General features: G+C 55.3%; 10 protein-coding genes and 1 other annotated feature. Of the genes, 9 read left to right on the plus strand and 1 reads right to left on the minus strand.

What is annotated here, in order from left to right; genetic code table 11:
- Positions 1-9: 9 nt before the first annotated feature.
- The 7 genes from ccsA to ysxE all read left to right on the plus strand — a co-directional run bounded on the left by ccsA (position 10) and on the right by ysxE (position 7,087).
- On the plus strand, positions 10-828 hold the full coding sequence (gene ccsA / locus ACTVDO_RS00420) for a cytochrome c biogenesis protein (protein WP_041267976.1): 819 nt from the start codon (positions 10-12) through the stop codon (positions 826-828).
- Positions 829-843: 15 nt separating this feature from the next.
- Positions 844-1,773 (plus strand): hydroxymethylbilane synthase, encoded by a 930-nt coding sequence (gene hemC, locus ACTVDO_RS00425; RefSeq protein ID WP_442900848.1) that lies wholly within the window; start codon positions 844-846, stop codon positions 1,771-1,773.
- Positions 1,773-2,561, plus strand: coding sequence for a uroporphyrinogen-III synthase (locus tag ACTVDO_RS00430; protein WP_442900849.1), 789 nt, complete (start codon positions 1,773-1,775; stop codon positions 2,559-2,561). Before hemC ends, ACTVDO_RS00430 begins: the two co-directional genes overlap by 1 nt.
- Positions 2,545-3,519, plus strand: a complete 975-nt coding sequence (hemB, locus tag ACTVDO_RS00435) for a porphobilinogen synthase (RefSeq protein ID WP_020960770.1) — start codon at positions 2,545-2,547, stop codon at positions 3,517-3,519. Before ACTVDO_RS00430 ends, hemB begins: the two co-directional genes overlap by 17 nt.
- Before the next feature lie 14 nt (positions 3,520-3,533).
- Positions 3,534-4,826, plus strand: coding sequence for a glutamate-1-semialdehyde 2,1-aminomutase (gene hemL / locus ACTVDO_RS00440; RefSeq protein WP_442900850.1), 1,293 nt, complete (start codon positions 3,534-3,536; stop codon positions 4,824-4,826).
- 120 nt (positions 4,827-4,946) lie between these two features.
- Positions 4,947-6,011 carry a stage VI sporulation protein D gene (gene spoVID, locus ACTVDO_RS00445; RefSeq protein WP_020960768.1) on the plus strand — a complete coding sequence of 355 codons (1,065 nt, stop codon included), beginning with the start codon at positions 4,947-4,949 and terminating at the stop codon, positions 6,009-6,011.
- A gap of 44 nt (positions 6,012-6,055) precedes the next feature.
- Positions 6,056-7,087 carry a spore coat protein YsxE gene (ysxE, locus tag ACTVDO_RS00450; RefSeq protein ID WP_020960767.1) on the plus strand — a complete coding sequence of 344 codons (1,032 nt, stop codon included), beginning with the start codon at positions 6,056-6,058 and terminating at the stop codon, positions 7,085-7,087.
- On the opposite strand, the gene ACTVDO_RS00455 is transcribed toward ysxE, so the two are convergent.
- Complete coding sequence (locus tag ACTVDO_RS00455; protein ID WP_020960766.1) at positions 7,084-7,272, minus strand: hypothetical protein; 189 nt, start codon at positions 7,270-7,272, stop codon at positions 7,084-7,086. The genes ysxE and ACTVDO_RS00455 overlap by 4 nt on opposite strands.
- A 139-nt stretch (positions 7,273-7,411) precedes the next feature.
- Positions 7,412-7,749 (plus strand) — a binding site (T-box leader).
- Positions 7,750-7,818: 69 nt separating this feature from the next.
- Between ACTVDO_RS00455 and ACTVDO_RS00460 the strand changes: the two genes are divergently transcribed.
- The gene (locus ACTVDO_RS00460) at positions 7,819-10,461 is read left to right on the plus strand and encodes a valine--tRNA ligase (protein ID WP_442900852.1); all 2,643 of its coding nucleotides are present in this window, start codon (positions 7,819-7,821) and stop codon (positions 10,459-10,461) included.
- Positions 10,462-10,645: 184 nt separating this feature from the next.
- Positions 10,646-11,953, plus strand: a complete 1,308-nt coding sequence (locus ACTVDO_RS00465; protein ID WP_442900853.1) for a bifunctional folylpolyglutamate synthase/dihydrofolate synthase — start codon at positions 10,646-10,648, stop codon at positions 11,951-11,953.
- Positions 11,954-11,986: the final 33 nt, after the last annotated feature.

An 11,986-nucleotide genomic window follows, 5' to 3' on the forward strand; every position in this document is an offset into this window, starting at 1 on the left:
GTGGGATGGATCGTGGCGCCGTTGTACGAACTGTCGATTTTGCTTTACATTGCGTCCATCCTGTTATACTTCATTGATTTTTTGCAGCAAAACCGGAAGGCGAACGAAACCGCCTTCTGGTTGCTTTCTGTTGTCTGGCTGCTGCAGACGTTGGTGTTCGCCTTCCGCATCATGGAAACGAAGCGCTTTCCGATTTTGACGATGTCGGAAGGGCTTTATTTTTACGCCTGGCTGCTCATTACGCTGTCGCTCGTGATCAACCGGCTGTTGCGCGTCGATTTCATCGTCTTTTTTACGAACGTGCTCGCCTTTTTTATTTTGGCCATTCACACGTTTGTGCCGTCATCGCAGTCGCCGGCCATCGCCGAACGGCTCGTCTCGGAGCTTCTGATCATTCATATTACGCTCGCGCTCGGAGCATACGCTGCTTTTTCGGTGTCCTTTATTTTTTCGGTGCTGTATATGCTGCAATACAGTTTGTTGAAAAGGAAAAAATGGGGAGCGCGCCTGTGGCGGATGGCCGATTTGGCGAAGCTCGATTTTTTGTCTTATGTTTTAAATTTGCTCGGCTTGCCTATGTTGTTACTAGGGCTCATTCTCGGTGTCATCTGGGCATACATTCAACTTGACCACTTCCGTTGGTATGACGCGAAAGTGCTCGGGTCGTTTGTCGTTCTTCTCGTTTATAGCATCTACTTTTACAAACGGGTCGTCCGGCAGATGCAAGGGAAGGCGATTGCGCTATGGAATATTGGTTCGTTTTTATTTTTGCTTGTGAACTTTTTCTTGTTTGGCAGTCTGTCAAAATTCCATTTTTGGTATGCGTAATTGGGGAGGAACGAAATGCGAAACATTGTCGTTGGCTCACGGCGCAGCAAGCTCGCCTTGACCCAGACAAACTGGGTCATCGACGAATTGAAGCGTCTCGGGGCGCCGTTTACGTTTGAGGTGAAGGAAATCGTCACGAAAGGAGACCGCGTGCTCGATGTCACGCTTTCCAAAGTGGGCGGAAAAGGGCTGTTTGTGAAAGAGATCGAGCATGAATTGCTCACCGGCGGCATCGATATGGCCGTTCACAGCATGAAAGATATGCCGGCGGTGCTGCCGGACGGGTTGGTGATCGGCTCGGTGCCGCGCCGCGAAGATGCGCGCGATGTGCTCGTGAGCAAGGGGAAGCGGACGTTGTCTGACTTGCCGCCGGGAGCGGTCATCGGCACGAGCAGCTTGCGCCGCTCGGCACAGTTGCTCGCTTATCGCCCGGATTTGACGATCAAATGGATTCGCGGCAATATTGATACGAGGCTGGCGAAGCTGGAAAACGAGGATTACGACGCGATCGTGCTGGCGGCCGCCGGCTTGGTGCGCATGGGGTGGAGCGGTGACGTGATCAGCGACTACTTGCCGCCGGACGTTTGCGTCCCGGCCGTCGGCCAAGGGGCGCTTGCGGTGGAATGCCGTGAAGATGATGCGGAGCTGCGGGAATGGTTAAACCGCTTAAACGATGAGCGAACCGAGCGGGCGGTGCGGGCGGAGCGCGCCTTTTTGCAGCAAATGGAAGGCGGATGCCAAGTGCCGATTGCCGGCTATGCGGAAGTGGAAGGGGAAACGGTGCGTCTCACCGCACTTGTTGCTTCGCCGGATGGCAACGAAATGTACAAAGAAATCGTGTCCGGCCTCGATCCGGAGGCGGTTGGCCGGCAGGCGGCCGCCATGTTGAGTGAGCAAGGGGCGAAGGCGCTTATTGAACGGGTGAAAAAGGAGTTGGATCAATAATGGCTGAACGTCGGCTCGCCGGCAAGGCGGTGCTCGTGACCCGCGGGAAGGAGCAGGCAACTTCGTTTTCTGCCAAATTGCGCGCTGCCGGCGCTATGCCGGTTGAGATTCCGTTAATTTCCATCCGGCCGGCCGCCGCGCCGGAAGACATCGCCGCCGCAGTCGAACGGCTTCACGATTATCGTTGGCTCGTCTTGACAAGCGCGAACGCGGTGCGCTTTTTTTGCCCGTATCTCCCGCCGTCGTCGCTTGTGCCTGACATCGCTGTCGTCGGACGGCAGACGGCGGCGGCGCTCGCCGAATTCGGCTTTTCGCCGGCGCTCATGCCGGATGATTTCACCGCTGAGCGGCTGGCAGCCGTCCTCGCGCCTCGCCTCCGCCAAGGGGATCGGGTGTTGTTTGTCAAAGGGGATTTGGCCCGCCCGACGTTGCCTGAGGCGCTCAGGAAAGCAGGGGCGTTGGTCGATGAGCTGACGGTGTACCGCACCGTGCCCGATGCGAGCGGGCGCGAACGGCTGTTGGCGCTGCTATGCGAGCGGAAAATCGATGTGATTACGTTGATGAGCCCTTCGACCGTCCATAGTCTTGTCCACCTTCTCGGCGGCGAAATGCCGGCGCTTCTTGAAGGGGTCACCATCGCCTGCATCGGGCCGGTGACGAAAAAAGCGGCGGAGCGGGAAGGGATCACAGTACATATTTGTCCAACCGATTATACAGCTGATGGTATGATAAAAGCGATGGAACAATATTTTTCCATGGAGGGACGATCATATGGCGTTGACATTTGACCGACACCGCCGCCTGCGGCAAACGGCCGCACTGCGGGCGATGGTGCGCGAGACGCATCTTCGTGTTGACGATCTCATTTATCCGCTGTTTGTCGTCGAAGGGAGCGGCATTCGCCGCGAAGTGCCGTCAATGCCTGGGGTGTACCATTTGTCACTCGACCGCTTGGCGGAGGAAATCGACGAAATCGTCAAGCTCGGCATTCCGGCGATTATGTTGTTTGGCGTGCCGGATGACAAAGATGAAGTCGGTACACAGGCGTATTGCGAAACCGGCATCGTCCAGCGGGCAACCCGCCAAATTAAAGCACAATGCCCAGAACTGATCGTTATTGCCGACACGTGTTTGTGTGAATATACAAGCCACGGCCATTGCGGCGTCGTGGAGAACGAACATGTGTTGAACGATCCGTCGCTTGAGCTGCTCGTCAAAACGGCGGTCAGTCAAGCGAAAGCAGGTGCTGACATCATCGCACCGTCGAACATGATGGACGGCTTTGTCGCCGCCATCCGTCAAGGATTGGATGAAGCCGGATTGGAAAACGTGCCGATCATGTCGTATGCCATTAAATACGCTTCGGCGTTTTACGGCCCGTTCCGCGACGCGGCTGACAGCGCGCCGCAGTTCGGCGACCGGAAAACGTATCAAATGGATCCGGCCAACCGTCTTGAAGCGTTTCGCGAGGCGGAATCCGATGTGAAAGAAGGCGCCGATTTCTTAATGGTGAAGCCGGCGTTGGCGTATATGGACATCATCCGCGACATCAAAAACCGCTTTCCGCTTCCGCTTGTCGCTTATAACGTGAGCGGCGAGTATTCGATGGTCAAGGCGGCGGCGCAAAACGGCTGGATCGACGAGAAAGCGGTCGTGATGGAAATGCTGACCGGCATGAAGCGGGCGGGTGCTGATTTGATCATCACGTATTTTGCGAAAGACGTCGCCCGTTGGCTGGCGGAATAGAGGAGGTCGGAACTGTGCGAAGCTATGAACGGTCGAAAGCCGCTTACGAAGAGGCAGTCAACTTGATGCCGGGTGGGGTGAACAGCCCGGTGCGCGCCTTTAAGTCGGTCGGCATGACGCCGATCTTTATGGCGCGCGGCCAAGGTTCGAAAATTTACGATATTGACGGCAACGAATATATCGACTATGTATTGTCATGGGGGCCGCTCATTTTAGGACATGCCCATCCGCAAGTCGTGGAAGCGTTAAAGCGCATGGCGGAACAAGGAACGAGCTTTGGCGCCCCGACGCTTCTGGAAAATGAGCTGGCCAAACTCGTCATCGAGCGGGTGCCGTCGGTTGAAATCGTGCGCATGGTCAACTCCGGAACTGAGGCGACGATGAGCGCACTTCGCCTTGCGCGCGGCTATACGAAGCGCAACAAAATCATCAAATTCGAAGGCAGCTACCATGGCCATGGCGATTCGCTGCTCATTAAAGCCGGCTCCGGCGTGGCGACGCTCGGCTTGCCGGACAGCCCGGGCGTACCGGAATCGGTTGCCCAACATACGATCACCGTTCCGTATAACGATTTAGACAGCGTCCGCTATGCATTTGAGCGGTTTGGCGAAGACATCGCCGCGGTGATCGTTGAGCCGGTGGCCGGCAACATGGGGGTCGTGCCGCCTGTTCCCGGCTTTTTGGAAGGACTGCGGGACGTGACAAAACAATACGGCGCCCTGCTTATTTTTGACGAGGTCATGACCGGCTTCCGCGTCGACTACCGCTGCGCCCAAGGGTATTATGGGGTTGAACCGGATTTGACGTGCCTTGGCAAAGTGATCGGCGGCGGCCTGCCGGTTGGGGCGTATGGCGGGAAAGCGGACATTATGGAACTCGTTGCGCCGAGCGGGCCGGTGTACCAGGCAGGCACACTATCCGGCAACCCGCTCGCCATGACGGCTGGTTACGAAACGCTCCGCCAGCTGACGCCGGAAACGTATAAAGAGTTCAGCCGCAAGGCGGCGCGCCTCGAAGAAGGGTTGCGCCAAGCGGCCGGAAAATATGATATTCCGCATACAATCAACCGCGCCGGATCGATGATCGGCTTGTTCTTCACGAACGAACCGGTGGTCAATTACGAAACGGCGAAAACGTCTGACTTGGAGCTGTTTGCCGCTTATTACCGGGAAATGGCGAATGAAGGCATTTTCTTGCCGCCGTCGCAATTTGAAGGGCTGTTTTTGTCGACGGCGCACAGCGATGAGGATATCGAGTATACGATTGCCGCAGCGGAGCGGGTGTTTGCCCGCCTGCGCAAGGCGTGAGCTAATCAGGCTGCTGATCGACGGCAGCCTGATTTTTTTATCATACCGCCTCTTTTTCGCTCATACAATGGATAATGTCATAGAAACCATTAGGTGAAGGGACGGAAGGAGGAGGCCCGGTTGGAGCAATCGTATTTGCGTTTTTCATTGGAAGAGTCAGTCTGGTTTAAAAGCGGACAGGAAGTCGCCGAATTTTTGTCGATTTCCCTTGACCCTGTGATCTCTGTCGACGAGTACGATCAATATATTACGATTCGCGGCGCGCTTGAACTAAACGGAGAGTTTCACCCGGCAAGCGGAGGAGAGGCTCCGGAAGTGGACAGCGACGCATTTGATTTTGCCAGCTATCGTTACATTCAGCACATTTCCGTGCGCGAGGATGGCATTTGCGAGCTGTCGCACCGGTTTCCGATCGATATAACGATTCCGAAAAACCGCATTCGTGATCTTGATGATGTATACGTTACAGTGGAAACGTTTGACTATGACTTAGGTGATAACGGGAGACTGCTTGTGACTGCTGATATTTCGATCAGCGGGATTAGTGAAGCGCCGCTTGTCGATGACTTGCCTGCCGATGACGAAGATGAGGAGCCGCTTTTTGCCCCGTTCGAGTCGGTCGCCCGCAAGGAGGCAGCCGACGATGAGACGTTCACATCGGAGGACCGTCCCGCTGATGAGGCGGATGAACAGACTGTCGCAGCGGGCGAGGAACTGCCGGTTTCCGCCTTTGAACCGGCGGCTGTACGTCATGAACAAACGCCGTCTGATGAAGAAGAGGACGTAAAAGAACCATTTTTGCCGCTTGAGACGGAAACGAAAGCGGTGAGTGCGGAAGCGGAAGAGGAACTTGCTCCCCTGTTGCCGCCAACGGAGGCGAAAGTCTCAATCGGGGCCGCCAAAAAGGCAGGAAATGAGGAGGAAGAGGAAGAACAACAGACGGAAGTGAAAAGCGAAAACGCCCTTTACTTAACAAAGCTGTTTGCGAAAAGTGAAGCGGAAGAGTTTACAAAAGTAAAAATTTGCATCGTCCAGCAAGGAGACTCGTTGGACAAGATTGCTGAGCGGTATGATGTGACTATCTCCCAGCTTTTGCGCGCCAACGATTTAGAAAGCCCGGATGATGTGCACGAGGGGCAGCTGTTATATATTCCGGCCATGGCGGGAAGCCGTCCTTTCTTATGAGAGGGACGCTTTCCGTTTCTTTTGCCGGCGAGGGGGCGTAACGGATGACCATACGGTCTGAAACGTATCGCGCCGTGCTTCACCAGTATGGGCTTCAGCCGCGGCATATCGAACAGCGGGGCAAAGCGGTTAAAGTGCATACTGACCGCGGTGTGTTTGCCTTAAAACCGCTCGATGACGAACAGGAGGCGGCCGCCATTTGGCAGTCACTCCACTATTACGGGCGCCATTGCCCCCCACATTATGGGACGCGGCTGCGGTCGCTGTTTGCGGCCGAAGGGGGGCGCCTCTATTATTTGCAAGCATGGCACGAAGGCGAAACGGGGGGGAAGGAAGAAGCCGTCCGCGCCTTTTTTCGCGGGCTGGCGCACCTTCACCGCGCTACCGTCCGTTTTGTTAAAGTAAGCGAGGAGGAGATCAACGCTTACCGGAAGCAAAAAAAAGAGGAATGGCAACGGGAGCGGGCGGTTTGGGAAGAGCGGATCGAGCGGTATGAAACAGCTTGGTACATGTCGCCGTTTCAGCTGCAGTGCTGCACGTATTTTCATGAGGTGATGCGCGCGTATTGGTTTGCCGAGGAGCAGCTTGCCGCTTGGGAGGAAGCGGTGAAGGAAACGAAACAATGGCGAATCGCCTGGGTGCACGGAAAGGCGCGCCTTTCCCATTACGTGACGCCGTATTGGATCAGCTGGGAGCGAGCACACTGGAATTCTCCGGTATACGATTTGACCGCTGCGTTTCGCATTCATGTCCGGATGTTTCCGCCACTCGGACAGGAATGGATAGAGGGGATCGATGAATACGAAAAGGAGCTGCCGTTATCTCCGGCGGAACGGGCGTTTCTATACAGCCATCTGGCTGAACCGCGCGGGTTTGTCCGCTGCCTTGAACGATATGAGGCCGCTTCGCACATGGAGCGGAACGAGCGCGAACACGTCGCTGCCCTGTTGCGCTGCTATATGGCTTTTAAAAACATGGAGGCCGTCGTCATGCATCTTGTCCAACGCGACGCCGCGCAGCCGCAGGGTGAGACAGACGGCTCCGAGGCACCGGCAGATGAGGGCGGCAGCCGTTAAATCCATTCCAAATGGAGCGCCACAGCGAGTAAAACAAATACCGCCAATAAGATGACATCGAACGTCGTCGGCAAAAAAATGGTGCGAATGGCTTGAAAAATGGTAAGCGGGATGATCACTTGGGCGCAGACGGCGCGCACTTGCCTTAGCCACGGCGGCCACGAATACGGGTTGAATCGCCGCATCGGCGTTCCCTCCTTCCTAGGTTTACTATACAATATGAAGCGAAAAAATGTTTGTCACCAACCGATGGCCAATGGAATAAATAAATAAAAACTTGGCAAAGATGATGGACAATGGTAGTATAATAATCGAACGATGATGATAAAAGCGAAGACGGGGAGGAGTACAGCAATCCGCGCCTGCAGAGAGGGAAATCAAAAGCTGTGAGATTTCCTAGGATGACGGCTGCTGGAAGGTCGCCCCTGAGCTGCTTCGTTGAACGGCGGGTTCCCGCCTAGTAGAGGAAGCCGGCTTTGCGCCGTTATGCGAATGAAGCGCTTAAGCCTTTAGAAGGCTGAAACACAGTCCGCTTTTTGGCTCGGCAAACGAAGCCGATTTTTCACCGGTGGTTTTGGCCGTGTTGCGGTCTTCTCCATCGCCAGCCTTCCAGGCTTAAGAAAAAAGGTGGTACCGCGAAAGCAGCTCCTTTCGTCCTTTTTCGGATGAAAGGGGCTTTTTTGCTGGCTATAGGCCGCACTGTCCATCATGTCGAGGGAGGGAAATGAAACATGGCACAGCATGAAGTATCGATGCCGCCGAAATACGACCATCGCGCCGTCGAAACAGGGCGCTATGAGTGGTGGCTGAAAGGGAAATTTTTTGAAGCGACCGGCGATCCGGACAAACAACCGTTTACGATCGTCATCCCGCCGCCGAACGTCACCGGCAAGCTGCACTTAGGGCATGCGTGGGATACAACGCTGCAAGATATCATTACGCGCATGAAGCGGATGCAAGGGTATGACGTGCTCTGGCTTCCGGGAATGGACCACGCCGGCATCGCCACCCAGGCGAAAGTCGAGGAAAAACTGCGCCAGCAAGGGCTGTCGCGCTACGACTTAGGCCGTGAGAAGTTTTTAGAAGAAACGTGGAAATGGAAAGAAGAATATGCCGGGCATATTCGCAGCCAATGGGCGAAGTTAGGGCTTGGGCTCGATTACACGCGCGAGCGGTTTACGCTTGATGAAGGGCTGTCCAAAGCGGTGCGCGAAGTGTTCGTTTCGCTCTATCGAAAAGGGCTCATTTACCGCGGCGAGTACATTATTAACTGGGATCCGGTGACGAAAACGGCGTTGTCGGACATTGAGGTCGTGTATAAAGAAGTCAAAGGCGCGCTCTATCATATGCGCTATCCGCTTGCCGACGGCTCCGGTTACATTGAAGTGGCGACGACCCGCCCGGAAACGATGCTCGGCGATACGGCCGTTGCCGTCCATCCGGATGATGAGCGGTACAAGCATTTGATCGGCAAAACGGTCAAGCTGCCGATCGTCGGCCGTGAAATTCCGATCATTGCCGACGAATACGTCGACATGGAATTCGGCTCCGGGGCGGTCAAAATTACGCCGGCGCACGACCCGAACGACTTTGAAATCGGCAACCGCCACAACTTGCCGCGCATTCTCGTCATGAACGAAGACGGCACGATGAACGAAAACGCCATGCAATACCAAGGGCTTGACCGGTTTGAATGCCGGAAGCAAATCGTCCGCGATTTGCAAGAACAAGGCGTTTTGTTCAAAATCGAGGAGCACGTTCACTCTGTCGGCCATAGCGAACGGAGCGGCGCGGTCGTCGAGCCGTATTTGTCGACGCAATGGTTTGTGAAAATGAAGCCGCTCGCCGAAGCGGCCATCAAGCTCCAGCAGACGGACGGCAAAGTGCAGTTTGTGCCGGAGCGGTTTGAGAAAACGTATTTGCATTGGCTTGAGAACATCCGCGACTGGTGCATTTCGCGCCAGCTTTGGTGGGGGCACCGCATTCCGGCGTGGTATCATAAAGAAACGGGCGAAGTGTACGTCGACCATGAGCCGCCAAGCGACATTGAAAACTGGGAGCAGGACCCTGACGTGCTTGACACATGGTTCAGCTCGGCGCTCTGGCCGTTCTCGACAATGGGCTGGCCGGATACAGAATCGCCGGATTACAAGCGCTACTACCCGACCGACGTGCTTGTCACCGGCTATGACATCATCTTCTTCTGGGTGTCGCGCATGATTTTCCAAGGGCTCGAATTCACTGGGAAGCGGCCGTTTAAAGATGTCTTGATCCATGGCCTCGTCCGCGACGCCCAAGGGCGGAAAATGAGCAAGTCACTCGGCAACGGCGTCGATCCGATGGATGTCATCGACCAATACGGCGCTGATGCGCTCCGGTACTTTTTAGCAACCGGCAGCTCGCCGGGGCAAGACTTGCGCTTTAGCACGGAAAAAGTCGAAGCGACATGGAATTTTGCCAATAAAATTTGGAACGCCTCGCGCTTCGCCTTAATGAACATGGGCGGCATGACGCACGAAGAACTCGATTTGAGCGGCGAAAAAACGGTCGCCGACCATTGGATTTTAACGCGCTTAAATGAAACGATTGAGACGGTGACAAAACTCGCGGAAAAATACGAGTTCGGTGAAGTCGGGCGCACGCTGTACAACTTTATTTGGGACGATTTGTGCGATTGGTATATCGAAATGGCAAAGCTGCCGCTTTACGGTGACGACGAAGCGGCGAAACAAACGACGCGCTCCGTGTTGGCGTATGTGCTCGACAACACAATGCGTCTGCTTCACCCGTTTATGCCGTTCATTACCGAGGAAATTTGGCAAAACTTGCCGCACGAAGGCGAATCGATCACCGTCGCTCCGTGGCCAAAGGTGCGCCCTGAGCTGTCAAACGAAAAAGCGGCTGAGGAAATGCGGCTGTTGGTTGATATCATCCGCTCCGTCCGCAACATCCGCGCTGAGGTGAACACACCGCCAAGCAAGCCGGTGGCGCTCTACTTGAAGGTAAAAGACGGGCAAGTGCGCGATGTGCTTATGAACAACCGCGCTTATTTGGAGCGGTTCTGCAACCCGAGCGAGCTGTTGATCGATGTGGATGTTCCGATGCCGGAGAAAGCGATGACCGCGGTCGTCACCGGCGCCGAGCTCATTTTGCCGCTTGAAGGGTTGATCAACATCGAAGAAGAAATCAAGCGGCTTGAAAAAGAGCTCGACAAATGGAACAAAGAAGTCGAACGCGTCGAAAAGAAACTGGCGAACGAAGGCTTTTTGGCGAAAGCGCCGGCCCATGTCGTCGAAGAAGAGCGGCGCAAGCGGCAAGATTACATGGAAAAACGCGAAGCCGTCCAAGCGCGCCTCGCTGAGTTGAAACGGTAGACAAACGATCTTGCTGTTGATTATGATGAAGACGAATCCGCTTGCGGGCGGGTTCGTCTTTTTCGATAGGGATGATGATGCCGAAGGAAAATGCCTTCGACATGTACGATTCAGCTTTTGCCCCAATTGCCGCATGAAATCGGCAGCGTGGACAAGACAGCAACGAACGAGGAGGACGATGGACATGGTTCGAACTTATGACGAAGCGGTCGCCTGGATTCATGGGCGGCTGCGGCTCGGCATGAAACCCGGGTTGAAACGGATGGAATGGATGATGGAACAACTCGGGCACCCGGAACGCCGCGTCCGCGCCGTCCATATCGGGGGAACGAACGGAAAAGGGTCGACCGTCGCCTACCTGCGCTCGATTTTGCAGGCGGCGGGCTATTCGGTTGGAACGTTCACGTCGCCGTATGTCGAGCAGTTTAACGAGCGGATCAGCATCAACGGCGAACCGATTTCCGATCAGGAGATCGTCGAGCTCGTGCAAGTCATTCAGCCGCTCGCGGATGAATTGGAAAAAACCGAACTTGGCGGGCCGACCGAATTTGAAGTCATCACGGCTATGATGCTATATTATTTTGGAAAACAGAACGTTCAAGACATCGTGCTCGTCGAGGTCGGGCTTGGCGGCCGTCTCGATTCGACGAACGTCATTTATCCGCTCGTTTCCGTCATTACAAACGTCAGCTATGATCATATGAACATTTTAGGCGATACGCTCGCGCAAATCGCCGCGGAAAAAGCAGGGATCATCAAGCCGGGCGTGCCGCTTGTGACGGCGGTGAAGGAACCGGAGGCGTGGGAGGTGATCGCCAAAACGGCGGCGGAGCGGAAGGCGAAACTGTACCGGCTCGGCGTTGATTTTACTGTAACAGACTGGAAAACGACTGCCGAAGGGGAACAGTTTTCCCTCGCCACGCCGTTTGCCGAATACCGCGATGTGCGCATTCAAATGCCCGGCGCCCATCAAGTCGACAACGCGGCGGTGGCGGTGATGGCGGCGGAGTTGTTGCGGCTTGGCTATTCGTTTTTGATCGATCCGGAGCATATCGCCGATGGACTCGCCGCCGCCGCCTGGCCCGGCCGGTTTGAGCAGGTGAGCGGCAACCCGCTGATCATCCTTGACGGCGCCCATAACGAAGCCGGCATCCGCGCCCTTGTCGAGACGGTGCGCGCTCATTATCCCGACAAACGCGTCCATGTTTTGTTCGCCGCGCTGACGGACAAGCCGCTTGAGCGAATGATCGAACCGCTCGATGAGCTCGCGGACACGATCACCTTTACGACGTTTGATTTTCCGCGCGCGGCGGCGGCCGAGGATCTTGCCGCCCTTTCGTCCCACCCGCACAAAGCTGTTGTGGGCGATTGGACCGCCTGGATAGACGGAAAGAAAAAAGAGGCGGGAAGCGATGACTTGCTGCTGATCACCGGATCGCTTTATTTTATATCCGAAGCGCGGAAACTATTAAAAAAACATACCAAGCGATGAAAAGGATTGATATAATGGAAGAAAGATAGTCCT

Source organism: Geobacillus sp. BK01 (assembly GCF_052220245.1).
Taxonomy (GTDB): domain Bacteria; phylum Bacillota; class Bacilli; order Bacillales; family Anoxybacillaceae; genus Geobacillus.